Below are 25,642 nucleotides of genomic sequence, written 5' to 3' on the forward strand. Positions count from 1 at the left end.
CCGGGCAAGGCCCGTCAGCTCTTGTGCGTGTGCTCCTTGGACCTGCGTTCCACCGGGCCCCGGCGCACCGAGCCCGGTGCGGTCCAGTTCGCGCGCCTGCGGGCGCGCTTCTTGGCCGCTTCGGAGGACTCCAGCTGGTACGGGACGGAGGTGACCATCACGCCCGGGGTGAAGAGCAGCCGGCCCTTGAGCCGCAGGGCGCTCTGGTTGTGCAGCAGGTGCTCGTACCAGTGGCCGACGACGTACTCGGGGATGTAGACGCTCACGACATCGCGCGGGCTCTCCCGGCGCAGGCCCTTGACGTACTCGATGACCGGACGGGTCACTTCGCGGTACGGGGAGTCCAGGATCTTCAGCGGTACGTTGATGCCGCGCCGTTCCCAGTCCTCCCTGAGGATCTTCGTCTCGGCCGGGTCGACGCTGATGGAGAGCGCCTCCAGGTGGTCCGTGCGGATCAGCTTCGCGTAGGCGAGCGCGCGCAGGGTGGGGCGGTGGAGCTTGGAGACCAGGACGATCGAGTGGACCCTGGAAGGCCTGATGCTCTCGTCGGACGGCCCCTCGTCGGCGGCGATCTCCGCGGCGACCCGGTCGTAGTGCTTACGGATCGCGGTCATCGTGCCGTAGAAGATCACCATGCCGAGCAGCGCGACCCAGGCGCCGTGGGTGAACTTGGTGGCGAGGACGACGACGAGCACCAGGCCGGTGAAGAAGGCGCCGAAGGTGTTGATCGCGCGGGAGCGGATCATGTGGCGGCGCTTGAGCGGGTCCCTCTCGGCGCGCAGGTGGCGGTTCCAGTGCCGCACCATGCCGGTCTGGCTCAGGGTGAAGGAGACGAACACGCCGACGATGTAGAGCTGGATCAGCCGGGTCGAGTCGGCCCCGTAGATCACGACCAGCAGGATCGCCGCACCGGCCAGCAGCACGATGCCGTTGGAGAAGGCGAGCCGGTCGCCTCGGGTGTGCAGCTGGCGGGGCAGGTAGCTGTCCTGGGCCAGGATCGAGCCGAGCAGCGGGAAGCCGTTGTACGCGGTGTTCGCGGCCAGGAAGAGGACGAGCGCGGTGGCCGCGGCGAGGATGACGAAGAAGAACGTTCCGTCGCCGAACACGGCGGCCGCGACCTGGGAGATCACCGGGTCCTGGACGAAGCCGGAACCGACCGGGGAGCCGTTGCTGATCAGGTCCTTCGCCGGGTTCTCGGCCATCTTCACGTCGGTGGCCATGGCCAGCCCGATGATGCCGCAGAACATGGTGACGGCCAGCAGGCCCATCGCCGCGAGGGTGGTGGCGGCGTTCTTGCTCTTGGGCTTGCGGAACGCGGGGACGCCGTTACTGATCGCCTCGACGCCGGTGAGGGCGGCGCAGCCGGAGGAGAACGCCCGCAGCAGGAGGAAGACGAGGGCGAAGCCCGCCAGGCCCTGGTGTTCGGCCCTGATCGTGTAGCCGGAGGTCGGGGCGTGCATCGTGTCGCCCAGGACGAGTCCCCGGAAGGCACCCCAGATGATCATGACGAAGACGCCGGCCACGAAGAGGTACGTCGGGATGGCGAAGAGCTTCCCGGACTCCTTCACGCCGCGCAGGTTCATCACCGTGAGCAGCACGATGGCCGCGACGGCACAGGCCGTCTTGTGCTCGACGACGAACGGGATCGCGGAGCCGAGGTTCTCCACCCCGGAGGCGATCGACACGGCGACGGTGAGGACGTAGTCGACCAGCAGGGCGCTGGCCACGGTCAGTCCGGCCTTCGGGCCGAGGTTGGTGGTCGCGACCTCGTAGTCGCCGCCCCCGCTCGGGTACGCGTGCACGTTCTGCCGGTACGAGGCGACGACGGTGAACATCAGGACCACGACGGCGACCGCGATCCACGGGCTGAAGTGGTACGCCGACACGCCCGCGATGGACAGCACCAGGAGGACTTCGCCGGGTGCGTACGCCACCGAGGACAGCGGATCGGATGCGAAGACGGGCAGGGCGATGCGCTTGGGGAGGAGTGTCTCCCCCAGCTTGTCGCTGCGCAGGGCCCGTCCGATCAGGATCCGTTTGGGCACGTCGGTCAGTTTGGACACGCTGTGGATCGTAAGGGTTCTGTATGGGGCCCGCCCACGCACCACCCCCGTATCACTTGAATCTCCTGCACTCCGACGGAAAAGCCACGAAATCCTTGACGCAATCCTTGCGCCGGGGGGCTCCGAAGAGCCCGGAAACGCGCCGGAACAGTTCGGGAGCCGCCCCTTTGCCATCGTGGCCACGGGGAAAGGAGACTCGAATGAGGCAACGCACCCGGCGCCGCATAAGCTCATCCTGGGCAACGGGGCGAACCGTTGCCCCATTGTTTGCCCGGCCAGCCGAGGAAAGAGTGTGAGCAGGGTGTTTTCGCAGGTCAGCCGGACGATCAGGACTGCGAGGTAGGCGCAAGGTGCACATCGTCATCATGGGCTGCGGGCGAGTAGGAGCCGCTCTCGCGCAGACCCTGGAGCAGCAGGGGCACACGGTCGCCGTCATCGACCAGGACCCCACCGCGTTCCGGCGCCTCGGCTCCGGATTCGGCGGCCGTCGTGTCAGCGGCGTCGGTTTCGACCAGGACACCCTCCGAGAGGCGGGGATCGAAGAGGCCGGCGCGTTCGCGGCGGTCAGCAGCGGCGACAACTCCAACATCATCGCGGCCCGGGTGGCGCGCGAGATGTTCGGCATCGAGAACGTCGCGGCCAGGATCTACGACCCCCGGCGCGCCGAGGTCTACCAGCGGCTCGGCATCCCGACGGTCGCCACGGTGCGCTGGACCGCGGACCAGATGCTGCGGCGGCTGCTGCCCTCGGGCGCGGAGCCGCTGTGGCGGGATCCGAGTGGCGGTGTGCAGCTCGCGGAGGTGCACACCACGCCGTCCTGGATCGGCCACAAGATCAGCACGCTGCAGGAGGAGACGGGCGTCCGCGTGGCGTTCCTCACCCGACTGGGCGAAGCCATACTGCCGTCGTCGCAGACGGTGCTGCAGGAGGGCGATCTGGTCCACGTGATGATGCGTACGGACGAGATCGCGAAGGTCGAGGCGGCCTTCGCCGAGGGCCCTGAGGAGGGCGGTCACTGATGCGTGTCGCGATTGCCGGGGCCGGTGCGGTGGGACGTTCCATCGCGGCCGAGCTGCTGGAGAACGGTCACGAGGTGCTGCTCGTCGACAAGGCGCCGACCGCCATCTCGGTGGAGCGGGTGCCGATGGCCGAGTGGCTGCTGGCGGACGCCTGCGAGATCACCTCGCTGGACGAGGCGGCTCTGCAGCGCTGCAACGTCGTGATCGCCGCGACCGGCGACGACAAGGTGAACCTGGTCGTCTCGCTGCTCGCCAAGACGGAGTACGGCGTGCCGAGGGTCGTCGCCCGGGTGAACAACCCGAAGAACGAGTGGCTGTTCAACGAGTCCTGGGGCGTCGATGTCGCGGTCTCCACCCCGAGGCTGATGTCGGCCCTGGTCGAGGAGGCGGTGAGCGTCGGTGATCTGGTCCGGCTGCTGCGCTTCAGCCACGGCGACGCCAACCTGGTCGAGCTGACGCTGCCCCCGGAATCGGCGCTGGCCGGTACCCAGGTCGGGGATGTGGCGTGGCCCGAGGACACCTCGCTGGTGACGATCATCCGCGGTCAGCGGGTTCTGACGCCGAGCACGGAGGAGACCCTGGAGGCCGGTGACGAGCTGCTGTTCGTCGCGGCCCAGGCGCGCGAGGAGCAGTTGGAGGACCTGCTGTCGGTGCGCCAGGGGGACTCGGGGAGCTGACCGGAACGTTGGAGGGGCCCGGCACCGCCAGTGGCGGTGCCGGGCCCCGCTACGTGTCCCCGCTCAGAATTCGTGACCCCGGGCGTGTCCCCGCTCAGAATTCCTGACCGCGGGCCGCTTCGGCGGCGGCCGCCGCACGGTCCTGCTCGGCCTTGTGGTCCTTCTCGGCCTGCTCCTCCGCCTCCATCTCGGCGAAGACGTCGATGGGCGGCGGCGCCTTGGCGAGGAAGACCCAGGTGAGGTAGACCGCGAGCAGGAACGGCGGGATCTTCAGTGCCACCAGGACCCAGCCGAACTGGGTGGTGTCGCCCCACCAGTACAGCGGGAAGAGGATCGCGCACTTGGCGAGCAGGATCAGTCCCCAGGCGTAGCTGGCCTTGGCGTAGGCCTTCTTGCGGCCGGGGTTCCTGGTGCGCCAGGAGAGGTTCTCCTTGAAGACCGGGCCCAGGATCAGGCCGATCAGCGGCAGTCCCGCCACCGTGGTGACCAGGTAGGCGAGGGCCAGTCCGAGCGTGTAGATCATGCCCGGGAGGTAGAAGTCCTTGGCGTTGCCGGTCATCTTCGCGAAGACGACACCGAAGGCCACACCGAAGACCCCGCTGAAGGCGTGCTTGACGGTGTCCCTGCGGATGAGCCGGACGGCCACGAGCACCAGCGAAACCGCCACGGCCGCGATGGCCGAATAGGTGAGGTTCTTGTCGATGGTGAAGATCGTGACGAAGAGCAGCCCCGGCAGGACTGTCTCCACCATGCCCCGGATGCCGCCGAAGGCCTCGAAGAGCGCGGCCTCTGTGACCGCCTTCGCGTCGGCCTCCTGCTGGTCGGTGCGGGTGGTGGGGTCCGTGTCGGACGTCGGCTTGTCAAGAGACGTCACCGGCTACTCCTTGCCGAGCGGTCGGAGTTCGTATTTGGGGTTGAACAGCACCCGGCGCCCGTGGCTCATGGAGATCCGGCCGGAGGCGATGAGCTTGCGGCCCGGCTCGATGCCCACGATGGAGCGGCGGCCGAGCCAGACCACGTCCAGCGGCGCGGTGCCGTCGAAGAGCTCCGCCTCCAGGGCGGGCACTCCGGCGCGCGGTCGCAGGGTGACCGTCCGCAAGGTACCAGTGACCTTGACGATCTGGCGGTCGCTGCACTCGGAGATCCGGGTGCATCCCGAGGCGTGCGAGTCCTCCGCCAGCTCCTCGCGCTCCAGCTCCTCCTGGGAGCTGGAGAGCCGGTCGAGCATCCGGCGGAAGCGCCCGGACGGCCGCTCGGCCTTCCCGGCCTTCTCGAATCGAGGGACAGCACTCATAACCGAAGCGTACCGGTCCCCGGAGGTCGTGGCGGGTGGCCGCGGTCTCACTCGAACGGGTTAGCGGAGGAAGCGGGCGGCTGACGTCAGGCCCGCTCGAAGCGGTAGCCCATCCCCGGTTCGGTGACGAAGTGCCGGGGATGGGCGGGATCGGCCTCCAGCTTGCGCCGCAGCTGCGCCATGTAGACCCGCAGATAGTTGGTCTCGGTGCCGTAGGAAGGTCCCCAGACCTCCTGGAGCAGCTGCTTCTGGCTGACCAGCCGGCCGCTGTTGCGGACCAGTACCTCCAGCAGGTGCCACTCGGTGGGGGTGAGCCGTACGTCCCGGCCCTCGCGCTGGACCTTCTTGGCGGCCAGGTCGACGGTGAAGCCCGTGGTCTCGACGATCACGGCCTGGTCGCCGCCGTCCTGTCCGACGGGCTCGGCGCGGCGTACGGAGGCGCGCAGCCGGGCCAGCAGCTCGTCCATGCCGAACGGCTTGGTGACGTAGTCGTCGGCCCCCGCGTCCAGCGCCTCGACCTTCTCGTCGGAGGTGTGCCGGGCCGAGAGCACCAGGATCGGCACCCGGGTCCAGCCGCGCAGCCCCCTGATGACCTCGACGCCGTCCATGTCGGGCAGCCCGAGGTCCAGCACGACGACGTCGGGGTGGCGGGCGGCGGCGAGCTGGAGGGCGGTCGCTCCGTCGGGCGCGGCGTCCACCTCGTACTTGCGCGCCTTCAGGTTGATCACGAGGGCGCGTACGATCTGCGGCTCGTCGTCGACCACAAGCACCCGGGTCATCTCGGTCCTGCCTCTCTGCTGTACGGGGGTTGTGCGGCGGTCTGCGGTACGTGGGTCATGAGGTGACCCGCGCGGGCAGGTCGGGGGCGGCCGGGAGGTGTCCGGAGGCCGCGCTGAGGGTCAGGACCATGGTGAGGCCGCCGCCGGGGGTGTCCTCCGCGTCCAGCGTGCCGCCCATGGACTCCACGAAGCCGCGGGCCACGGCGAGGCCCAGGCCGACGCCGGCGCCGCGCGGGGCGTCGCCGTAGCGCTGGAAGGGTTCGAAGATGCGTTCCTTGCCGTCGTCGGGGACGCCCCGCCCGCGGTCGGCCACCCGCAGCTCGACGCGGGCGCCCAGCGCGCTGGCGGCCACCGTGACGCGGTCGCCGTCCGGGCTGTACTTGACGGCGTTCTCGACGATGTTGGCGACGGCCCGCTCCAGCAGCCCGGGGTCGACGGCGACCATCGGCAGCGTCTCGGGGATGTCGAGTTCGACGCTGTCCTCCGGCACGCCGCCCAGGGCCATCGGTACGACCTCGTCGAGGTCGATCTCGCGGATCAGCGGGGTGACGGTGCCGGTCTGCAGCCGGGACATGTCGAGGAGGTTGCCCACCAGGTGGTCGAGGCGGTCGGCGCCGTCCTCGATGCCTTCCAGGAGCTCGGCCTCGTCGTCCTCGGACCAGGCGACGTCATCGGAGCGCAGAGAGGAGACGGCGGCCTTGATGGCGGCGAGCGGGGTGCGCAGGTCGTGGCTGACGGCGGCCAGCAGGGCGGTCCTGATCCGGTTGCCCTCCGCGAGCCGGCGGGCCTCCTCCGCCTCGCCGACGAGGCGCTGGCGGTCCAGGACGACGGCGGCCTGGGCGGCGAAGGCGCCGAGCACCCGGCGGTCCTCCGCGGGCAGCACCCGGCCGGAGAGCGCGAGGGCCATGTGGTCACCGACGGGCATGTCCACATCGGCCTCCTCCGGCCGGGCGACCGGCCCCGGCCCGACGCTCCCGGCGCAGGTCCAGGGATCGACGTCGCTCTGCCGCTCCAGCAGGGCGACGGACCCCATGCCGAAGGTCTCGCGGACCCGGTCGAGCAGCGCGGCCAGGGTCGTCTCGCCGCGCAGCACGCTGCCGGCCAGGAACGACAGGATCTCGGACTCGGCGCGCAGCCTGGCGGCCTGGTGGGTGCGGCGGGCCGCCAGATCGACGACGGAGGCCACCGCGACGGCCACCGCGAAGAAGATCACGATGGCGACGAAGTTCTCGGGGTCCTGGACGGTCAGGGTGTGGGTGGGCGGAGTGAACCAGTAGTTCAGCAGCATCGAGCCCACGGCGGCCGAGGCGAGGGCGGGCAGCAGTCCGCCGAGCAGGGCGGCGGCGACGGTCATGAAGAGGAAGAGCAGGACGTCGTTGGCGAGCCCGGGGCCGTTCTCCAGGCCCTTGAGGAGCAGCGCGAGGAGGACCGGGCCGCCCACGCCGACGATCCAGCCCCAGATGATCCGGGCCCGGCCGAGCCGGGCGCCCCTGGCGATGGGCAGGCCCCTGCCCTTGGCGACCTCGTCGTGGGTGACGATGTGGACGTCGAGGTCGGTGCCGGACTCGCGGGCGACGGTGGCGCCGACGCCGGGTCCGTAGATGTACTGCCAGGCCTTGCGGCGGCTGGAGCCGAGGACGATCTGGGTGGCGTTGACGCCCCGGGCGAATTCGAGGAGGGCCGAGGGTATGTCGTCGCCGATGACGTGGTGGAAGGTGCCGCCGAGGTCCTCGACGAGCGTGCGCTGGACGGTGAGCTCCTTGGGCGAGGCCGAGGTCAGCCCGTCGCTGCGGGCGATGTAGACGGCGAGGATCTCGCTGCCGGAGCCCTTGGCCGCCATCCGGGAGGCGCGGCGGATGAGGGTGCGGCCCTCGGGACCTCCGGTGAGCCCGACGACTATGCGTTCGCGGGCCTGCCAGGTGGTGCGGATGTTGTGCTCGCCCCGGTACTGCTGGAGGTATTCGTCGACCCGGTCGGCCACCCAGAGGAGGGCCAGCTCGCGCAGGGCGGTGAGGTTGCCGGGGCGGAAGTAGTTGGAGAGCGAGGCGTCGATCCGGTCCGGCTTGTAGATGTTGCCGTGGGCCATCCGCCGGCGCAGCGCCTGGGGCGACATGTCGACCAGTTCGAGCTGGTCGGCGCGGCGGACCACCTCGTCGGGCACGGTCTCGCGCTGGCGCACGCCGGTTATCGACTCGACGACGTCGCCGAGGGACTCCAGGTGCTGGATGTTGACGGTGGAGACCACGTCGATGCCGGCCTGGAGGAGTTCCTCGACGTCCTGCCAGCGCTTGGCGTTGCGGGAGCCGGGCACATTGGTGTGCGCCAGTTCGTCCACCAGGGCGACGGCGGGTGCGCGCTCCAGGACCGCGTCGACGTCCATCTCGGTGAAGACCGCGGAGCGGTACTCGATCTCGCGGCGCCCGGTCTGTTCGAGGCCGTGCAGCATGACCTCGGTGCGCGGGCGGTCGTGGTGCTCGACGAAGCCGACGACGCAGTCCGTGCCCCGCTCCACCCGGCGGTGCGCCTCGGAAAGCATGGCGTACGTCTTGCCGACGCCCGGTGCCGCACCGAGGTAGATCCGAAGTTTGCCGCGCGCCATGGCCCCATCGTCTTCCCGAAACCGGCTGCGGCCGATGCGGCAGCCACTGTCGAAGCTACCCCGTGAATTTCCGGCATATCGGGCGGGGGGTGCTGGAGCTGACCGTATTGACGTAATTCTGATGCCCGGCCGGGCGGGCTCCCGCGGCCCTGGACAGCCCTCAGGCGTGTTCGACGATGTGCCCGTCGCTGAGTTCCAGTACCCGGTCCGCGAGGCCGAGCAGCTGGGCGTCGTGGGTGGCGACGAGCGCGGTGACGCCCTCGCTGTGCACGACCGCGCGCAGCAGTTCCATCACCGCGAGGCCGGTCTCCGCGTCGAGCTGTCCGGTGGGCTCGTCCGCGATCAGCAGGGCGGGCCGGTTGGCGAGCGCTCTAGCGATCGCCACCCGCTGCTGCTGGCCGCCGGAGAGCTCGCCGGGGCGCTGGGCGGCGTGGTCCGCGAGGCCGACCAGGGAGAGCAGCAGCGACACCCGCTCCTCGCGCTCGCGCGGCTCTGCCTTGCGCAGCCGCATGGGTACGCCGACGTTCTCCGCCGCCGTCAGGATGGGGATCAGGCCGAACGACTGGAAGATGAACCCGATCCGGTCGCGGTGCAGTTCCAGCAGGCCGTTCTCGCCGAGCGTGGAGAGGTCGGTGCCGTCCACGGTGATCCGGCCGCTGTCCGGGGTGTCGAGCCCTCCGACGAGGTTCAGCAGGGTGGTCTTTCCGGAGCCGGAGCGTCCCTTGAGCGCGACGAGCTCACCGCGCGGTACCTCGAAGGACACCCCGCGCAGCGCGTGCGTGGCGGCGGCGCCGGAGCCGTACGAGCGGTGCAGGTCCTCGACCCGGACCATGGGCCGCTCCGTGAGGGTCGTGCCGCTCTTCCGGCCGGTGCCCGCCGCGTCGATGCTCTCGGTCATGTATGTGCGGGAGGCCCGGCGACGGGCAATGCCCGGGTCCGGCCGAGGCGGCCGGACCCGGGCACCGCGGCCGGTCAGCGCCCGGCCGAGGCGTTCACGAGCTGCTTCAGGGCGATGTTCAGCCGGAGCACGTTGACGCTCGGTTCACCCGCGAAGCCCAGGATCCGGCCGTCGGTGTGCCGCTCCACCAGCTCCGCCATCCGCGCCGGGTCCAGGTGGTTGCGCTCGGCGACCCGGCGGACCTGGAGCCGGGCGTACGCCGGGGAGACGTCCGGGTCGAGACCCGAGCCGGAGGAGGTGACGGCGTCGGGCGGCACCTGCGCGGGGCTGACGGGGTGGCCGGGGACGGAGTTGTCCTTCACGGCCGCGGCCTTGGCGGCGGTGACCCACTCGATCAGCTCCTTGTTGTCGCCGGAGCGGTTGGTCGCGCCGGAGACCAGCAGCGAGTACCGCGTGTTGACGCTGTTTGTGCCGAGACCGTTGGAGGGGTGCGGCTGGAACCACCTGAGATCCGGGGCCGGGGTCTGCTGGCCCTTCCTGAGCGGCAGGTCGTAGCGCTGCCCGATGAGTCCGGAGCCGACGGTCTCGCCGTTCGCGGTGATTTCGGAGCCATTGGCCCGGCCCGGCATGAGGCCCTGGGCGACCCCGGTGACGGCGGGCGGGTAGAGGACGCCGCAGATCAGGGTGAGGACGAGCAGGGCGCGCAGCGCGGACCGGAGCGGCCGCACGGCGTTCGCGAATGAGTTGTTCATGGCAGGTCAGCCGATTCCGGGGATGAGGGAGATGATCAGGTCGATGATCTTGATGCCGATGAACGGGGCGATCAGTCCGCCGAGTCCGTAGATCCCGAGGTTGCGCCGGAGCATCGAGTCGGCGCCGGCCGGCCGGTAGCGCACGCCCTTCAGCGCGAGCGGCACCAGCGCGACGATGATCAGCGCGTTGAAGATCACGGCGGACAGGATCGCGGACCGGGGCGAGGACAGATCCATGATGTTGAGCCTGTCCAGGCCCGGATAGACCGCGGCGAACATCGCGGGGATGATCGCGAAGTACTTCGCGACGTCGTTGGCGATGGAGAACGTGGTCAGTGCGCCACGGGTGATCAGCAGCTGTTTGCCGATCTCGACGATCTCGATCAGCTTGGTCGGGTCGGAGTCCAGGTCCACCATGTTCCCGGCCTCCTTGGCGGCCGAGGTCCCGGTGTTCATGGCGACGCCGACGTCGGCCTGGGCGAGCGCCGGGGCGTCGTTCGTGCCGTCGCCGGTCATCGCGACGAGCCTGCCGCCGGCCTGTTCCCGCTTGATGAGGGCCATCTTGTCCTCGGGGGTGGCCTGGGCGAGGAAGTCGTCGACGCCCGCCTCCCGCGCGATCGCCTTCGCCGTGAGCGGGTTGTCGCCGGTGATCATGACCGTGCGGATGCCCATCCGGCGCAGTTCACCGAACCGCTCGCGCATGCCCTCCTTGACGACGTCCTTGAGGTGGATGACGCCCAGGACCCGGGCGCCCTCCCCGTCGTCGACCGCGACCGGCAGCGGCGTGCCGCCCTCGCGGGAGATCCGGTCCGTGAGCGCGGCGACGTCGGGGTGGACCGTGCCGCCCCGCTCCCGGACCCAGGCGGTGACCGAGCCGGTGGCGCCCTTGCGGATCCGGCGTCCGTCGAGGTCCACCCCGGACATCCGGGTCCGGGCGGTGAAGCCCACCCACTCCGCACGGGACAGCTGCCCCTGATGGCGCTCGCGGAGCCCGTACGCCTCCTTGGCCAGGACGACGACGGAGCGGGCCCTCCGGCGTCTCGTCGGCCAGCGAGGAGAGCTGGGCGGCGTCCGCCAGCTCGGCCTCCGTCACGCCCCCGACCGGGAGGAACGCGGCGGCCTGCCGGTTGCCGAGGGTGATGGTGCCGGTCTTGTCGAGCAGCAGGGTCGACACGTCGCCCGCCGCCTCGACGGCGCGGCCCGACATGGCGAGCAGGTTGCGCTGTACCAGCCGGTCCATGCCCGCGATGCCGATCGCGGAGAGCAGCGCGCCGATGGTGGTCGGGATCAGGCAGACCAGCAGTGCGGCCAGCACGGTCATGGACTGCTCGCTGCCCGCGTAGCCGGTGAACGGCTGGAGGGTGACCACGGCCAGCAGGAACACGATGGTCAGCGAGGCGAGCAGGATGTTCAGCGCGATCTCGTTGGGCGTCTTCTGCCGGGCGGCGCCCTCGACGAGGGCGATCATCCGGTCGATGAAGGTTTCCCCGGGTTTGGTGGTGGTCTTGATGACGACGCGGTCGGAGAGCACCTTCGTACCGCCGGTCACCGCGCTGCGGTCGCCGCCGGACTCCCGGATGACCGGTGCGGTGTCGCCGGTGATCGCGGATTCGTCGACGCTGGCCACGCCCTCGACGACGTCCCCGTCGCCCGGGATGATGTCGCCGGCCTCGCAGACCACCAGGTCACCGACGCGCAGTTCGGTGCCGGCTGTCCGCTCCTCGCCGCCGCCCGTCAGGCGGCGGGCGACAGTGCCCGTCCCGGCCCGGCGCAGGGTGTCCGCCTGGGCCTTGCCGCGGCCCTCGGCGACCGCCTCCGCCAGGTTGGCGAAGACCGTGGTCAGCCAGAGCCAGGCGGTGATCGCCCCGGCCGGACGGGTCCAGGGCCGCCAGCACGGTGGTGAGCACCGAGCCGGTCAGCACCACGAACATCACCGGCGACTTGATCATCACCCGGGGGTCGAGTTCGCGGACCGCGTCGGGGAACGCGGCGATCAGCATCCCCGGGTCGAAGAGGCCTGCGCCGACGCGCCCTGACGGGTTGTCCCGGTGCGGTGCACGGGCCCGGTGTGACGGTGGACATGGTGTCCTTCTGCTTCGTACGGAGGGTCATGACGCGAGCCCCTCGGCCAGGGGGCCCAGAGCCAGGGCCGGGAAGTAGGTCAGACCGGCGACGATCATGACGGTGGCGGCGAGCAGTCCGCTGAAGAGCGGCCGGTGCGTGCCGAGGGTGCCGGCGGTCACCGGCACGGGCCGCCGCTCGGCGAACGAGCCCGCGAGCGCGAGGACGAACACCATGGGCAGGAACCGGCCCAGCAGCATCGCCAGTCCGATCGTGGTGTTGAACCACGGAGTGTCGGCGGCCAGTCCGGCGAACGCCGAACCGTTGTTGTTGGCGCCCGAGGTGTAGGCGTAGAGGATCTCGGAGAAGCCGTGCGCGCCCGTGTTGGTCATCGAGTCGGCCGGGGTGGGCAGGGCCATCGCGACGGCGGTGAAGCCGAGCACCAGGGCCGGGGTGACGAGGATGTAGCAGGCCGCCAGCTTGATCTCGCGGGTGCCGATCTTCTTGCCGAGGTACTCGGGCGTGCGGCCGACCATCAGTCCGGCGATGAACACCGCGATGACCGCCATGAGCAGCATTCCGTAGAGGCCGGATCCGGTGCCTCCGGGGGCGATCTCGCCAAGCTGCATGCCGAGCATCGTGATGCCGCCGCCGAAGCCGGTGAACGAGGAGTGGAAGGAGTTCACCGCGCCGGTCGAGGTGAGGGTGGTGGCCACCGCGAAGAGCGAGGAGCCGCCGACGCCGAAACGGTTCTCCTTGCCCTCCATGGCGCCGCCCGCGATCTCGAACGCGGGCCCGTGGTGGGCGAACTCGGTCCACATCATCAGCGCGGTGAAGCCGAGCCAGATGACGCCCATGGTGGCGAGGATCGCGTAGCCCTGCTTGAGCGAACCGGTCATCCGGCCGAACGTGCGGGTCAGCGCGAACGGGATGAGGAGGATCAGGAAGATCTCGAAGAGGTTGGAGAGCCCGTTCGGATTCTCGAAGGGGTGGGCAGAGTTGGCGTTGAAGTAGCCGCCGCCGTTGGTGCCCAGCTCCTTGACGGCCTCCTGGGAGGCGACCGCTCCGCCGTTCCACTGCTGCGAACCGCCCATGAACTGCCCGACCTCATGGATGCCGGAGAAGTTCTGGATCGCCCCGCAGCCGACCAGCACGAGCGCGCCGATCACCGAGACCGGCAGCAGGATCCGTACGGTGCCGCGCACCAGGTCGGTCCAGAAGTTGCCGAGTTCACCGGTACGGGTGGCGGCGAGGCCCCGTACGAGCGCCACCGCGACGGCGATGCCGACGGCGGCGGAAACGAAGTTCTGCACCGCGAGGCCGCAGGTCTGCACGACGTGGCCCATGGCCTGTTCGCCGGAGTACGACTGCCAGTTGGTGTTGGCGACGAAGGACGCAGCCGTGTCGAACGCCTGGTCGGGGTCGATCGAGACGAAGCCGAGCGAACCGGGCAGCGAGCCCTGGAGCCGCTGCAGCAGGTACAGGAAGAGGACGCTCACGGCGGAGAAGGCCAGCACACCGCGGAGACAGGCGGGCCAGCGCATCTGTGTGTTCGGGTCGGCGCCGATGGCCTTGTATATCCACTTCTCGGCCCGCAGATGGCGGGGCGAGGTGTAGACGCGGGCCATGTGGTCACCGAGCGGGCGGTACGCCAGACCCAGCGCCACGACGAGCGCGAGCAGCTGGAGCACACCTGCGAGGACGGGGCCCATAACGGGCTCAGAACCTCTCCGGGTACAGGAGGGCGAGGACGAGATAGCCCAGCAGGGCGACGGCCACGACGAGGCCCACCACGTTTTCCGCGGTCACAGCTTCGTCACCCCCTTAGCGATGAATGCCACCAGCGCGCAGACCGCGATCGTGGTGACGACGAAGGCCAGATCGGCCATCGGATGCTCCCGGTTGAGGTGCGGATTTCTCGGACCCCCTGAGCAAACCCGCCACAGACACCGCTTTGACCTGCGTTGATGCCCCCCATACGGAGAGGAGCCGGTCCTTGACGGCACCTGTACGTGCCCGATACGCGCCCCATACGACGCCTGCCGCCCCGGCCCCGGCGGCAGCCGGGAACGCGAAAGCCGGTGGGCCGTGTCCCTGTACGGGGACACGGCCCACCGGCCGGTGCTTACGGGTGCGGGGTCAGCGCACCTCGGTGATCTCGGGGCCGCGCTGGAGGCCCGCCATGCCACCGGAGAACTTCGAGCTCTCCTGCTCCTCCTGCTGAACGCCCTCGGGCACCATCTGGGCATCGTTGGGAAGCTTCAGGACGATCGGGTCGCGCGGGGCCATCGGGCCGTCGCCGCGGACCACCACGGTGTCCCGGAAGACCGTCTCCAGCAGACCGGCCGCCTCCGGCTGCACGGCACCCTGGCCGGAGATCACACCGCGCAGGAACCAGCGCGGGCCGTCGATGCCGACGAAGCGGACCAGCTGCACGCCGTTCGCCCCGTCGGGAAGCTGTACGGGGACCTGCGCGCGCAGCTCCCAGCCCAGCGGGCCCTCGACCTCGTCGATGATCCCGCCCTGCTGGGTGATGCCGGAGGCGATCTCGTCGCGGACCTCGCGCCAGATGCCCTCCTTCTTGGGGGCGGCGAAGGCCTGCAGCTGGATCGCGCTGTCACGGAGCACCACGGTGGCGGCGACGATCGCGTCACCGGCCACCTCCACGCGCAGCTCCATGCCCTCGACACCGGGCACGAAGATGCCGCCCAGGTCCACCCGGCCCTCGCCGGGCTGGGAGACCTCTTCGATGTCCCACGGCCCGTCCGGCCGCGGCGCCGGCGGAAGGTTCATCCGGCGCGACCCGCCCTCGGCGTCATCGAGCCCGTCGACGACCTGCTCGGCCTCGCGCGCTTCGTCCGCCTTGTCCTCGGCGGCACCACTGTCCTTGCGACGTCCGAACACGTCACTGTCCTTCCCGGTCGGAATCGACCGAAGCGTAGCTGTTCCCGTCCTGGGGAAGCTCGCCCCGGACGCCATCAACATCAACGGCGGCATGACCGCCGGTGGACCCGAAGCCCCCTTCGGCCCGCGCCGAACCGGGAAGCTCCGACACCTCGTGGAAGCGCACCTTCTCGACCTGCTGCACGACCAGTTGGGCAATCCGGTCGAACCGCTCGAACCGCACGGACTCGCGCGGGTCGAGATTGATGACGATCACCTTGATCTCTCCACGGTACCCGGCATCAACCGTCCCCGGGGCATTCACCAGTGCGACTCCACAGCGCGCGGCGATACCTGACCGGGGGTGCACGAACGCGGCGTACCCGTCGGGCAGTGCGATCGAAACCCCGGTGGGCAGCACGGCCCGCTCGCCGGGCGCGAGCTCCGCGGCCCGCGTGGTCACCAGATCGGCTCCGGCGTCGCCGGGGTGGCCGTAGGACGGAATCGGCACGTCCGGGTCCGTCCGGCGGATCAGCACGTCCACGGGGTGTCGCATCAGGGGTTCACCTCGAAGGCGCGGGCGCGCTTCACCTGGTCCGGGTCGGCCATCGCCGCCTGGATCTCGGCGGGGCGGCCGTTGTCGATGAAGTGGTCGACTTTGACCTCGATGAAGAGGGCCTCGGCGCGGACCGCCACGGGCCCGTCCGGGCCGCCGATCCGGCCGGTGGCCCTGGAGTAGATCTTGCGGCCGTGCACGGCGGTGATCTCGGCGTCGAGGAACAGCACGGTGTCGACGGGTACGGGGCGGACGAAGTCGGTCTCCAGCCGTCCGGTCACCGCGATCACCCGCAGCAGCCAGTTCAGCGAGCCGAGCGTCTCGTCGAGCGCGGTGGCCAGCACCCCGCCGTGCGCCAGGCCGGGGGCGCCCTGGTGGGCCGCCTGGACGGTGAACTCGGCGGTGACTCCGACGCCCTCGCCGGCCCTCGCCTGGAGGTGCAGCCCGTGCGGCTGTCCCCCGCCGCAGCCGAAACAGTCTTCGTAGTGCGCGCCGAGGAGCTCGCCGGGGGCCGGCGCGTCGGGATGCCGGACCGGTTTCACCGCGTCGGCCGGGGGCTTCAGAGCCGCAGATGTTCCACTCACAGCCGCAGACCTTACCCGCGCGGCTACCCGCAGGTCGCGCCGTGCCAAGCTTGGGCTCATGCAGCCTTCCGCCCCGCCCTTCGACGAACGCCTCACCGCACCCCGTTCCTGGTGGGTGATCTGCTTCCTCTTCGGCATCGCCTGCGCGCTGATGCTGCTGCCCCTGGGCACCCTGCCGCTGCTCGCCGGACTGGTGGGCGGCACGGTCGCCTCCGCGGTGGTGGTGAGCTCGTACGGCTCCATCCGGATCCGGGTGGTGGGTGACGCCCTGGTGGCGGGTGACGCGCGGATCCCGGTCTCGGCGCTCGGTGAGGCCGAGGTGCTGGACGCGGAGGAGGCGCGCGCCTGGCGCTCGTACAAGGCGGACACCCGGGCCTTCATGCTGCTGCGCAGCTACATCCCGACGGCGGTGCGGGTGAAGATCACCGACCCGCAGGACCCGACCCCGTACGTCTATCTGTCGACGCGCGAGCCGAAGGCACTGGTGGCGGCGCTGAAGGCGGCGGTACGGGCCTGAGGCCCCTAGGGCTTTTCTTCCGGGTCTTTCGGGGGCCGGTCCGCCGTGGCCTCCGGGAGGGGTTCGTACGGGAGCGCGGGCCGTTCCAGCGGGGGCAGCTCGGGGAGCCGGTCCCAGGGGACCTGCCGCTTGCGCAGATCCTTCCTGACCCGCTCCGCGAGTCTTCTGGTCTCGCGGCGGTTCATCATCGCGCCGACCGTGGCGCCGACCATGAACGGGATCAGGTTCGGCAGATCGCGCACGGTGCGCTTCATGATCTGCTGGCGCAGCTCGCGCTTCATCTGGCCGCCGAGTGCCGCGTTGACGGTCACCGGACGGGCGACGTCGATACCGCGTTCCTCGGTCCAGGAAGTCAGGTAGGCGGTGGAGCGCTGGGCGATGCCGCCCGGCGGACGGAGTCCGTACACCTCGTGGAGCTCGGCGACGAGCTTCATCTCGATCGCGGCCACGCCGGTGATCTCCGTGGCCAGCTCGGCGAGCATGGCGGGTGGTATGGGCATCATGGCCGCCGCGCCGATTCCGGCGCCGACGGTGGCGGTGGCCTTGCCCGCGCCCGCGACGAGCCGGTCGGCCAGCTCCTCGGGCCCGAGGCCGGGAAACTGCTTGCGCAGGGTGGCGAGATCGCGCACAGGGACGCGGGGAGCGATATCGATGATCAGGTCCGCGATATGACCGATCGCTGCCCTGGCGCTCTCCCCGCCCTTGCGTACGCCCCGTTTCACTGAGTTCAGACGGCCTGCCCCGGTCACGGGCTCCGTCCTGTCGACCTGTTCGGCCCTGTCGGCCGCGTCGACTTCCGCAGCCGCTTCGGCTGTGCCGGCTGCTTCGAGCGAGGCCGGCCGACCCCGCTCCTCTTCCTGTCCGCCCGGCGAGGGTGGCAGGGCGGACGGCTCGGCAGGCGCTGCTAGGCCTTCTGCCGGGCCGGTACCGCCCTCATGCGCCTCCAGCTCTTTACCGCGCCGGTGACGCCGCTTCCGGAACGGTGTGTCCCCTGCCACGGCCGACCGGACCTCAGTCGCAGTCGCGGCAGATCGGCTGGCCGTTCTTCTCACGGGCCAGCTGACTGCGGTGGTGCACGAGGAAACAGCTCATGCACGTGAATTCGTCGGCCTGCTTGGGCAGGACCCTTACGGCCAGCTCTTCGTTGGACAGGTCTGCGCCGGGCAGCTCCAGTCCTTCGGCCGCGTCGAACTCGTCGACATCGACGGCCGAGGCCGTCTTGTCGCTCCGACGAGCCTTGAGCTCTTCAAGGCTGTCCTGATCGACGTCGTCGTCGGTCTTTCGTGGGGTGTCGTAATCCGTTGCCATGTCGCTCTCCCCCTCTGGGTGTCTGCGGTGTCTCAGCGCACGTAACGCGTGAGAGGCCGGACTTGTGCCCGACCCGAGGCGGAGATTTTGCCTCACATCAAGGTCTGTTACTCAATCGACACCCGAAAGGACCGCCTTATGGCGATCGGCTTGGGTGGCGATGGGGACCGTACACGGTCCCGGCGGTGCCGTTGACCGGTACCACCCCGTGTACTTCCCGTGATAATGACCCCCGAAAACCCCGACTTTTGGCGGATTTCCGGTGGGGGCCCTGATCACGGAGCGTGGACGGCCGGCAATTCGCTCTTGTGATCGATCACACACGGGCCGTCCGGGATCGGGTCCCGAAAATTCCGCTCAAAGCGAACAAAATAATCCTCGTGCGAATCGCTCCGTCCTGCCTGTCAGACAGGCAGTGAGACGCGCATCACTAGACCACCACCCTCGCGGGGCTCCGCGATGATACGGCCTCCGTGAGCCCGCGCGACGGACCGCGCGATCGACAGGCCCAGCCCCACCCCCTTGTCGCTGCCCGTCCGCTCGGTACGCAGCCGTCTGAAGGGCTCGAAGAGGTTGTCGATCTCGTACGCCGGGACCACCGGCCCGGTGTTCGAGACGACGAGCACGGCCTGGCCCGGCAGGAGCTCGGTGGTGACCTCGACCCAGCCGCTGTCCGGGACGTTGTAGCGCACCGCGTTCTGCACCAGGTTCAGCGCGATCCGCTCCAGCAGCACACCGTTGCCCTGCACTACGGCCGGGGCCAGCTCACCGCGCATCTCCACGCCCTTGGCCTCGGCCTCCGCCCGGGTCTGGTCGAGGGCGCGCGAGGCGACCTCCGCGAGGTCGACGGGTTTGCGCTCGACGATCTGGTTGTCACTGCGGGCGAGCAGCAGCAGGCCCTCGACCAGCTGCTCACTGCGCTCGTTGGTGGCCAGCAGCGTCTTGCCGAGCTGTTTGAGCTCCGGGGGCGCCTGCGGATCGGAGAGGTGGACCTCCAGCAGCGTGCGGTTGATCGCCAGGGGCGTGCGCAGCTCGTGCGACGCGTTCCCGACGAACCGCTGCTGCGCGGTGAAGGCCCGCTCCAGCCGCTCCAGCATGTCGTCGAAGGTGTCCGCGAGCTCCTTGAGCTCGTCGTCCGGACCGTCCAGCTCGATGCGCCTGGACAGATCCGTGCCGGCCACCCGGCGCGCGATGCGGGTGATCCGGCCCAGCGGCGAGAGCACCCGTCCCGCCATCGCGTAACCGAAGGCGAAGGCGATGATGCTCAGGCCCACGAGGGCCAGCAGCGACCGGTTGAGGAGCGTGTCGAGCGCCTGCTGGCGCTGGTGGTTGACGCAGGAGTTCATCGCCGCGTTGACGGAGTTCGGCGACGTCCCCTCCCCCAGCAGATTGCAGACGTTGCTGGACACATGACCGTCGACGATCTTGAACGGCAGCTCGCTGCCCACGTGCAGGGCCTGCGCGGCCAGCATGTAGATGATCGAGAGCAGCAGGATGCCGGCGATCAGGAACATGCCGCCGTACAGCAGGGTGAGGCGTATCCGGATCGTCGGACGCAGCCAGGGGTACGGGGGCTCCTGCTGCTTGGGCTCCCAGGTGGGCTTGGGGGGCGCCGTCGGTGGCGGCTGGACCGTGGGCACCGCCGTCAGATCCGGTAGCCGGAGCCGGGCACGGTGACGATCACGGGCGGCTCACCGAGTTTGCGCCGCAGGGTCATGACGGTGACCCGGACGACGTTGGTGAACGGGTCGGTGTTCTCGTCCCAGGCCTTCTCCAGGAGCTGCTCGGCCGAGACCACGGCGCCCTCGCTGCGCATGAGGACCTCCAGCACCGCGAACTCCTTGGGCGCGAGCTGGACCTCCTGCTCGCCGCGGAAGACCTCGCGGCGGTTCGGGTCGAGCTTGATCCCGGCGCGTTCCAGGACGGGGGGCAGCGCGACGGTCGTACGGCGGCCGAGGGCGCGTACCCGTGCGGTCAGCTCGCTGAAGGCGAAGGGTTTGGGCAGATAGTCGTCGGCGCCGAGCTCCAGGCCCTCCACCCGGTCGCTGACGTCCCCGGAGGCGGTGAGCATGAGCACCCGGGTCGGCATGCCCAGCTCGACGATCCGCCGGCACACGTCGTCGCCGTGCACCAGGGGGAGGTCCCGGTCCAGCACCACGACGTCGTAGTCGTTGACCTCGATGCGCTCCAGTGCCGCCGCACCGTCGTACACGACATCGACGGCCATGGCCTCCCGGCGCAATCCGGTGGCCACCGCATCGGCGAGCAGCTGCTCGTCCTCCACGACGAGTACGCGCACGGCGCTTCCTTCCTTAGAACTTCCACAACAGAGCCGCACAGTGTCCGAAAGCGACCGGCGGAACGTTCGAATCGGACCGCCGGCCGGTGATCCGGGCCGCACCCGGGCCGGGTCTGTGCGCCTCCATCCTGCCCGTAACGCGTATAAACCGGCGGTAAGACGGCGCGGTCCCACCTGCGGCTTCCCGGAAGGCGGTGGTTTTCCGGGCCAGTTGAGGTTTCTCTGAGGGTCGGGCTGGGGAGGACGTTTTCACACCCGCGATCACGTCTCGTATGTGGCGTACCACTGGCCCCTCCGTTCCTCCGGAGGCCGCGTGATCACCCGCCCTACCGCTTCGGCGGAGGGAAACCCGGGCACACCCCCGTGCCACCGACCCACGATGAGGGGGCGCCTCATGGACGCTTTCACCGCAGGTCTGCTGCAACGCATCCAGACCACCGAGTCCGACCTCACGAAAGCCCGCGAGACGGGCGACGACTTCCTCGCGGACGTCGAGCAGAGCGAGCTGGAGGATCTGCACCGCCTCGCCGCGGAGCACGGAGTCCACATCGGCGCCACAAGCGTCTGAGCCGTTGCGAGAAGGCCCCGCAGGTGCCGTACCGGCACCTGCGGGGCCTTCTCCGTTCAGGTGCCGCCCACGGGCCGCACAGCGGTTTCCGGGTGGTCCGGGCGCGCTCAGTCGTGCCAGGCGCCGAGCTCCTCCAGCAGGGACTGGAGCGGTTCGAAGACACCGGGTGAGGCGGCCACCGTCAGGCCGCCGTCGGCCGCCGCCTCCGGCCGCCCGCCGGTCAGCGCGCCGGCCTCCCTGGCGATGAGGTCACCGGCCGCCAGGTCCCACGGGTGGAGGCCGCGCTCGTAGTAGCCGTCGAGGCGGCCCGCGGCGACGTCGCAGAGGTCGATCGCGGCGGACCCGCCACGCCGGATGTCCCGGAGGCGCGGCAGCAGCACCCGGACCACCTCGGCCTGGTGCGCGCGGACGTCGGCCACGTAGTTGAAGCCGGTCGACACGAGCGCCTGGTCGAGCGGCGGGGCGGGCCGGCAGCGCAGGACGGCACCGTCCCCGTACGCGCCGCCCTTCGCGTACGCGCCGCCGCCGAGGACCGCGTGGTAGGTCTCCCGGCGCATCGGGGCCTCCACCACGCCCACGACCCGCTCGCCGTCCCGCTCGGCGGCGATGGAGACGGCCCAGGTGGGCAGCCCGTACAGGTAGTTCACGGTGCCGTCGAGCGGGTCGATCACCCAGCGGACGCCGCTGCTGCCCTCGGAGCTGGCGCCCTCCTCACCGAGGAAGCCGTCCTGCGGGCGGCGCTCTGAGAGGAAGCCGGTGATCAGCTTCTCGGCGGCGATGTCCATCTCGGTGACGACGTCCACCGGGCTGGACTTGGTCGCGGCCACCCCCAGATCGGCGGGGCGTCCGTCGCGCAGCAGCGCGCCGGCCCGGTGGGCGGCGTCCAGGGCGAGGTCGAGCAGTTCGGACAGCAGGGGGTCGGTCACGGCGCTCCCGGAGGTGTGAGGGGTACGGATCGGATCGCTCTACGCGTAGGGGCTGTCGGCGCCCGCGGCGGCCGGTTTGAGCGCGCGGGCCGGGCAGCAGCCGGCCGGGCAGAGGTCATGGCTCGGCCCGAGCGCCCCGAGGGCACACCGCCGCGGGTCCCGGCCCTGTTCGGTGGCGGCGCGCTCCAGCACGAGGTCGCGCACCGCGGCCGCGAACCTCGGGTCGGCGCCGACGGTCGCGGACCTGCGGACCGGCAGGCCCAGCCCGGCGGCCTTCTCCGTGGCCTCGGTGTCGAGGTCGTACAGGACCTCCATGTGGTCCGAGACGAAGCCGATGGGCGCCATCACCACGGCGGGAACGCCGTCGCTGTGCAGCAGCTCCAGGTGATCGCAGATATCGGGTTCGAGCCACGGGATGTGCGGGGCGCCGCTGCGCGACTGATAGACGAGCTGCCAGGGGTACTCGACACCGGTCCGCTCCCGGACGGCCTCGACGATCACCCGGGCCACGTCGAGGTGCTCCGCGACGTACGCGCCGCCGTCGCCGTGCGCCTCCGCCGGTCCGGAGGAGTCGGCCGCGGAGGTGGGGATGGAGTGCGTGGTGAAGGCGAGGTGCGCCCCGGCCCTTACGTCCTCCGGCAGGTCTGCCAGGGAGGCGATCACGCCGTCCACCATCGGCTCGACGAAGCCGGGGTGGTTGAAGTAGTGCCGCAGCTTGTCCACGCGCGGCACCGGCAGCCCCTCGGCCTCCAGGGCGGCCAGCGACTCGGCGAGGTTCTCGCGGTACTGCCGACAGCCGGAGTAGGAGGCGTAGGCGCTGGTCGCCAGGACGGCGATGCGACGGCGTCCGTCCCTGACCATCTCGCGGAGGGTGTCGGTCAGGTAGGGCGCCCAGTTGCGGTTGCCCCAGTAGACCGGCAGGTCGAGTCCGTGATCCGCGAAGTCCTTGCGCAGGGCGTCCAGCAGCGCCCTGTTCTGGCCGTTGATCGGGCTGACGCCGCCGAACAGGAAGTAGTGCTTGCCGACCTCCTTCAGCCGCTCCTCGGGGATGCCCCGGCCGCGGGTCACGTTCGCCAGGAACGGAACCACGTCGTCGGGGCCTTCGGGACCCCCGAAGGAGAGCAGCAGCAGGGCGTCGTAGGGAGCGGGCTCACGCAGATCGGACATGGCATCGATCCTGCCACCCGCCCCCCGCGCCGCTCCCACCGACATCCGCACCGCACGGCCGCCGGCCCCGGCCCCGGCGGCGGTCACGGGTGAGGCCGTAAGCTGTGAAGGCCGCATTCACCCCTGACACCGCGTGTGACCGCACCACGCGTACCGGAGTACCCCGTGCCCAGTCCCTACCGCGCGATCTTCGCCGCCCCCGGATCCAAGGGGTTCTCCGCCGCCGGCTTCCTCGGCCGGATGCCGCTGTCCATGATGGGCATCGGCGTGGTGACCATGGTCTCCCAGCTGACCGGCCGATACGGGCTGGCGGGCGCGCTCTCCGCGACGCTGGCGATGGCCGCCGCCGTGGTGGGGCCGCAGATATCCAGGCTGGTCGACCGGCACGGGCAGCGCCGGGTGCTGCGCCCGGTGACGCTGGTCGCGCTGGCGTCGGTGGCCGGTCTGCTGGTCTGCGCGCAGCAGGGGCTGGCGGACTGGACCCTGTTCGTGTTCGCGGCCGGCGCCGGCTGCGTCCCCAGCGTCGGCTCGATGGTCCGGGCCCGCTGGGCGGAGATCTACCGGGGCTCGGCCCGGCAGCTGCACACCGCGTACTCGTGGGAGTCGATCGTCGACGAGGTGTGCTTCATCTTCGGGCCGATCATCTCGATCGGCCTGTCCACCGCCTGGTTCCCGGAGGCGGGTCCGCTGCTGGCCGCCGGCTTCCTGCTGGCCGGCGTCTTCTGGCTGACCGCGCAGCGGGCCACGGAGCCGGTGCCGCATCCGCACGCGCGGCACACCAAGGGCTCCGCGCTGACCTCCCGCGGCCTCCAGGTGCTCGTGGTGACGTTCGTGGCGACCGGGGCGATCTTCGGGGCGATCGACGTGGTCACGGTGGCTTTCGCGGAGGAGCGCGGCCACAAGGCCGCGGCGAGCCTCGTACTGGCCGTGTACGCGCTCGGCTCCTGCCTCGCCGGGGCGGTGTTCGGCCTGCTCCACCTGAAGGGCAGGCCGTCCGGCCGGTGGCTGGTGGGGGTGTGCGCGATGGCCGTGAGTATGATCCCCCTCCAACTGGCCGGGAACCTGCCGTTCCTGGCCGTGGCGCTCTTTGTCGCGGGCCTCGCCATCGCACCGACGATGGTCACCACCATGGCTCTCGTCGAACAGCACGTACCGCGCACGAGACTGACCGAGGGCATGACCTGGACCAGCACCGGGCTCGCCGTAGGTGTGGCGCTCGGCTCCTCGGCCGCCGGCTGGGTGGTCGACGCGTCCGGGGCGAAGGCGGGGTACGCGGTGCCCGCGGTGGCGGGGGCGGTCGCGGCCGCGGTGGCGTTCCTGGGGTACCGCCGGCTCAGTGGGCCGGTTCCTACGGAAGGGCGCGGGGAAGATGACCGAGACCTACGCACGGACGGCGACGAGCGCGTGGCGTAACTGGGCGGGGAACGTCACCGCCCGCCCGGTACGGACCGTGTCACCCGCCTCCGTGGACGAGCTGGCCGAGGAGCTGCGCAGGGCCTCCGAGGACGGTCTGAGGGTGAAGCCGGTGGGCACCGGCCACTCCTTCACCGCGACCGCGGCCACCGACGGGCTGCTGATACGCCCCGAGCTGCTCACCGGCATCCGGGAGATCGACCGTGCGGCGATGACGGTGACCGTCGAGGCCGGCACCCCGCTGAAGCGCCTCAACACCGCGCTGGCCCGCGAGGGCCTCTCGCTCACCAACATGGGCGACATCATGGACCAGACGGTCGCCGGGGCCACCTCCACCGGCACCCACGGCACCGGGCGTGACTCGGCGTCGATATCCGCACAGATCCGCGCCCTGGAGCTGGTCACGGCGGACGGCACGGTGCTGACCTGCTCGGCGACCGAGAACCCGGACATCTTCGCCGTCGCCCGGATCGGGCTCGGCGCCCTGGGCGTCATCACGGCGATCACCTTCGCCGTGGAGCCGGTCTTCCTGCTGACCGCCCGCGAGGAGCCGATGGCCTTCGACCGGGTCACGGCCGAATTCGATCAGCTGGTGGCTGAGAACGAGCACTTCGAGTTCTACTGGTTCCCGCACACCGGCAACTGCAACACCAAGCGCAACAACCGCAGTGCGGGCCCCGCCGCTCCGCCCGGAAAGGTCAGCGGCTGGATCGAGGACGAGCTCCTCTCCAACGGGATCTTCCAGGCCGCCTGCGCCCTCGGCCGGGCGGTACCCGGCACGATCCCCTCGATCGCCAAGCTCTCCAGCCGCGCCCTGTCCGCCCGTACCTACACCGACATCCCGTACAAGGTCTTCACCAGCCCGCGCCGGGTGCGGTTCGTGGAGATGGAGTACGCCCTGCCGCGCGAGGCCGCCGTGGAGGCGCTGCGCGAGGTCAAGGCGATGGTGGAGCGTTCACCGCTGCGGATCAGTTTCCCGGTGGAGGTGCGTACCGCCCCCGCCGACGACATAGCGCTCTCCACGGCCTCCGGCCGGGAGAGCGCCTACATCGCCGTCCATCTCTACCGGGGCACGCCCTACCAGGCGTACTTCACGGCGGTGGAGCGGATCATGACCGCCCATGCGGGCCGCCCGCACTGGGGCAAGGTCAACACCCGTGACGCCGGCTACCTCGCCGGGGTGTACCCGCGCTTCGGGGAGTTCACCGCGGTCCGGGACCGGCTGGACCCGGACCGCCTCTTCGCCAACGACTACCTGCGCCGGGTCCTGGGCGACTAG

The 25,642-nt window shown here is 70.5% G+C and carries 24 protein-coding genes and 1 pseudogene; 6 read left to right on the plus strand and 19 right to left on the minus strand.

Going from position 1 to position 25,642, the window contains the following annotated elements; genetic code table 11:
* Positions 1–14: 14 nt before the first annotated feature.
* Complete coding sequence (locus tag RLT59_RS08050) at positions 15–2,063, minus strand: APC family permease (protein WP_311302784.1); 2,049 nt, start codon at positions 2,061–2,063, stop codon at positions 15–17.
* Between the two features lie 350 nt (positions 2,064–2,413).
* On the opposite strand from RLT59_RS08050, the gene RLT59_RS08055 reads away from it, so the two are divergent.
* Together RLT59_RS08055 and RLT59_RS08060 are read left to right on the plus strand one after the other, a co-directional pair.
* A complete protein-coding gene (locus RLT59_RS08055) occupies positions 2,414–3,082 on the plus strand; it encodes a potassium channel family protein (protein ID WP_024490560.1) in 669 nt (222 codons plus the stop codon).
* Positions 3,082–3,759, plus strand: coding sequence for a potassium channel family protein (locus RLT59_RS08060; RefSeq protein WP_311302785.1), 678 nt, complete (start codon positions 3,082–3,084; stop codon positions 3,757–3,759). The genes RLT59_RS08055 and RLT59_RS08060 overlap by 1 nt, the downstream gene beginning before the upstream one ends.
* Positions 3,760–3,853: 94 nt before the next feature.
* On the opposite strand, the gene RLT59_RS08065 is transcribed toward RLT59_RS08060, so the two are convergent.
* From RLT59_RS08065 to RLT59_RS08120, 12 genes and pseudogenes are all read right to left on the minus strand, one after another.
* A complete protein-coding gene (locus RLT59_RS08065; protein ID WP_311302786.1) occupies positions 3,854–4,633 on the minus strand; it encodes a DUF3159 domain-containing protein in 780 nt (259 codons plus the stop codon).
* A 3-nt stretch (positions 4,634–4,636) separates the two neighbouring features.
* Complete coding sequence (locus RLT59_RS08070) at positions 4,637–5,053, minus strand: OB-fold nucleic acid binding domain-containing protein (protein ID WP_311302787.1); 417 nt, start codon at positions 5,051–5,053, stop codon at positions 4,637–4,639.
* Positions 5,054–5,139: 86 nt separating this feature from the next.
* Positions 5,140–5,832 carry a response regulator gene (locus tag RLT59_RS08075; protein ID WP_073737653.1) on the minus strand — a complete coding sequence of 231 codons (693 nt, stop codon included), beginning with the start codon at positions 5,830–5,832 and terminating at the stop codon, positions 5,140–5,142.
* 55 nt (positions 5,833–5,887) lie between these two features.
* Entirely contained in the window at positions 5,888–8,431 is a 2,544-nt protein-coding gene (locus RLT59_RS08080; protein ID WP_311302788.1) for a sensor histidine kinase, read from the minus strand.
* Between the two features lie 160 nt (positions 8,432–8,591).
* A complete protein-coding gene (locus RLT59_RS08085; protein ID WP_311302789.1) occupies positions 8,592–9,329 on the minus strand; it encodes an ABC transporter ATP-binding protein in 738 nt (245 codons plus the stop codon).
* A 74-nt stretch (positions 9,330–9,403) separates the two neighbouring features.
* Positions 9,404–10,081 (minus strand): potassium-transporting ATPase subunit C, encoded by a 678-nt coding sequence (locus tag RLT59_RS08090; protein WP_311302790.1) that lies wholly within the window; start codon positions 10,079–10,081, stop codon positions 9,404–9,406.
* A 6-nt stretch (positions 10,082–10,087) separates the two neighbouring features.
* Positions 10,088–12,163: pseudogene (kdpB, locus tag RLT59_RS08095) on the minus strand (potassium-transporting ATPase subunit KdpB).
* A gap of 26 nt (positions 12,164–12,189) precedes the next feature.
* Positions 12,190–13,854 (minus strand): potassium-transporting ATPase subunit KdpA, encoded by a 1,665-nt coding sequence (gene kdpA, locus RLT59_RS08100; RefSeq protein WP_311302791.1) that lies wholly within the window; start codon positions 13,852–13,854, stop codon positions 12,190–12,192.
* Positions 13,855–13,861: 7 nt separating this feature from the next.
* Positions 13,862–13,951: a K(+)-transporting ATPase subunit F gene (gene kdpF / locus RLT59_RS08105; RefSeq protein WP_037777601.1), complete on the minus strand. Its 90-nt coding sequence runs from the start codon at positions 13,949–13,951 to the stop codon at positions 13,862–13,864.
* A gap of 330 nt (positions 13,952–14,281) precedes the next feature.
* Positions 14,282–15,046: a DUF3710 domain-containing protein gene (locus RLT59_RS08110; RefSeq protein WP_311302792.1), complete on the minus strand. Its 765-nt coding sequence runs from the start codon at positions 15,044–15,046 to the stop codon at positions 14,282–14,284.
* A gap of 1 nt (position 15,047) precedes the next feature.
* Positions 15,048–15,581 carry a dUTP diphosphatase gene (gene dut, locus RLT59_RS08115; RefSeq protein ID WP_311302793.1) on the minus strand — a complete coding sequence of 178 codons (534 nt, stop codon included), beginning with the start codon at positions 15,579–15,581 and terminating at the stop codon, positions 15,048–15,050.
* Complete coding sequence (locus tag RLT59_RS08120) at positions 15,581–16,165, minus strand: PaaI family thioesterase (RefSeq protein ID WP_311302794.1); 585 nt, start codon at positions 16,163–16,165, stop codon at positions 15,581–15,583. The genes dut and RLT59_RS08120 overlap by 1 nt, the downstream gene beginning before the upstream one ends.
* Positions 16,166–16,223: 58 nt before the next feature.
* On the opposite strand from RLT59_RS08120, the gene RLT59_RS08125 reads away from it, so the two are divergent.
* Positions 16,224–16,682: a DUF3093 domain-containing protein gene (locus RLT59_RS08125; protein WP_311302795.1), complete on the plus strand. Its 459-nt coding sequence runs from the start codon at positions 16,224–16,226 to the stop codon at positions 16,680–16,682.
* A 5-nt stretch (positions 16,683–16,687) separates the two neighbouring features.
* On the opposite strand, the gene RLT59_RS08130 is transcribed toward RLT59_RS08125, so the two are convergent.
* The 4 genes from RLT59_RS08130 to RLT59_RS08145 form a co-directional block, all read right to left on the minus strand.
* On the minus strand, positions 16,688–17,680 hold the full coding sequence (locus tag RLT59_RS08130; RefSeq protein ID WP_311302796.1) for a hypothetical protein: 993 nt from the start codon (positions 17,678–17,680) through the stop codon (positions 16,688–16,690).
* Positions 17,681–17,693: 13 nt separating this feature from the next.
* Positions 17,694–17,990: a DUF4193 domain-containing protein gene (locus RLT59_RS08135; protein WP_003965732.1), complete on the minus strand. Its 297-nt coding sequence runs from the start codon at positions 17,988–17,990 to the stop codon at positions 17,694–17,696.
* A 404-nt stretch (positions 17,991–18,394) separates the two neighbouring features.
* On the minus strand, positions 18,395–19,630 hold the full coding sequence (locus tag RLT59_RS08140) for a sensor histidine kinase (RefSeq protein ID WP_311302798.1): 1,236 nt from the start codon (positions 19,628–19,630) through the stop codon (positions 18,395–18,397).
* A gap of 5 nt (positions 19,631–19,635) precedes the next feature.
* Positions 19,636–20,289: a response regulator transcription factor gene (locus RLT59_RS08145; RefSeq protein WP_024490544.1), complete on the minus strand. Its 654-nt coding sequence runs from the start codon at positions 20,287–20,289 to the stop codon at positions 19,636–19,638.
* Positions 20,290–20,683: 394 nt separating this feature from the next.
* Here RLT59_RS08145 and RLT59_RS08150 point away from each other — a divergent pair, with 394 nt between their 5' ends.
* Positions 20,684–20,857 carry a hypothetical protein gene (locus RLT59_RS08150; protein WP_185092415.1) on the plus strand — a complete coding sequence of 58 codons (174 nt, stop codon included), beginning with the start codon at positions 20,684–20,686 and terminating at the stop codon, positions 20,855–20,857.
* 107 nt (positions 20,858–20,964) lie between these two features.
* On the opposite strand, the gene RLT59_RS08155 is transcribed toward RLT59_RS08150, so the two are convergent.
* Entirely contained in the window at positions 20,965–21,783 is an 819-nt protein-coding gene (locus tag RLT59_RS08155) for an inositol monophosphatase family protein (RefSeq protein WP_311302799.1), read from the minus strand.
* A gap of 39 nt (positions 21,784–21,822) precedes the next feature.
* The gene (locus RLT59_RS08160) at positions 21,823–22,950 is read right to left on the minus strand and encodes a ferrochelatase (RefSeq protein ID WP_311302800.1); all 1,128 of its coding nucleotides are present in this window, start codon (positions 22,948–22,950) and stop codon (positions 21,823–21,825) included.
* Between the two features lie 165 nt (positions 22,951–23,115).
* Here RLT59_RS08160 and RLT59_RS08165 point away from each other — a divergent pair, with 165 nt between their 5' ends.
* Both RLT59_RS08165 and RLT59_RS08170 read left to right on the plus strand, forming a co-directional pair.
* On the plus strand, positions 23,116–24,363 hold the full coding sequence (locus RLT59_RS08165; protein ID WP_311302801.1) for an MFS transporter: 1,248 nt from the start codon (positions 23,116–23,118) through the stop codon (positions 24,361–24,363).
* Complete coding sequence (locus tag RLT59_RS08170) at positions 24,320–25,642, plus strand: FAD-linked oxidoreductase, L-gulonolactone oxidase family (protein WP_311302802.1); 1,323 nt, start codon at positions 24,320–24,322, stop codon at positions 25,640–25,642. The genes RLT59_RS08165 and RLT59_RS08170 overlap by 44 nt, the downstream gene beginning before the upstream one ends.

It is taken from the genome of Streptomyces sp. ITFR-6 (genome assembly GCF_031844725.1).
Classification (GTDB): Bacteria; Actinomycetota; Actinomycetes; order Streptomycetales; family Streptomycetaceae; genus Streptomyces.

Coding starts and splice junctions, on each gene's coding strand:
- RLT59_RS08160 (WP_311302800.1), bottom strand. CDS start 22,950: ATGTCCGATCTGCGTGAGCCCGCTCCCTACGACGCCCTGCTGCTGCTC.
- RLT59_RS08060 (WP_311302785.1), top strand. CDS start 3,082: ATGCGTGTCGCGATTGCCGGGGCCGGTGCGGTGGGACGTTCCATCGCG.
- RLT59_RS08085 (WP_311302789.1), bottom strand. CDS start 9,329: ATGACCGAGAGCATCGACGCGGCGGGCACCGGCCGGAAGAGCGGCACG.
- RLT59_RS08150 (WP_185092415.1), top strand. CDS start 20,684: ATGGACGCTTTCACCGCAGGTCTGCTGCAACGCATCCAGACCACCGAG.
- RLT59_RS08135 (WP_003965732.1), bottom strand. CDS start 17,990: ATGGCAACGGATTACGACACCCCACGAAAGACCGACGACGACGTCGAT.
- RLT59_RS08075 (WP_073737653.1), bottom strand. CDS start 5,832: ATGACCCGGGTGCTTGTGGTCGACGACGAGCCGCAGATCGTACGCGCC.
- RLT59_RS08070 (WP_311302787.1), bottom strand. CDS start 5,053: ATGAGTGCTGTCCCTCGATTCGAGAAGGCCGGGAAGGCCGAGCGGCCG.
- RLT59_RS08080 (WP_311302788.1), bottom strand. CDS start 8,431: ATGGCGCGCGGCAAACTTCGGATCTACCTCGGTGCGGCACCGGGCGTC.
- RLT59_RS08170 (WP_311302802.1), top strand. CDS start 24,320: ATGACCGAGACCTACGCACGGACGGCGACGAGCGCGTGGCGTAACTGG.
- RLT59_RS08125 (WP_311302795.1), top strand. CDS start 16,224: ATGCAGCCTTCCGCCCCGCCCTTCGACGAACGCCTCACCGCACCCCGT.
- dut (WP_311302793.1), bottom strand. CDS start 15,581: ATGCGACACCCCGTGGACGTGCTGATCCGCCGGACGGACCCGGACGTG.
- kdpA (WP_311302791.1), bottom strand. CDS start 13,854: ATGGGCCCCGTCCTCGCAGGTGTGCTCCAGCTGCTCGCGCTCGTCGTG.
- RLT59_RS08090 (WP_311302790.1), bottom strand. CDS start 10,081: ATGAACAACTCATTCGCGAACGCCGTGCGGCCGCTCCGGTCCGCGCTG.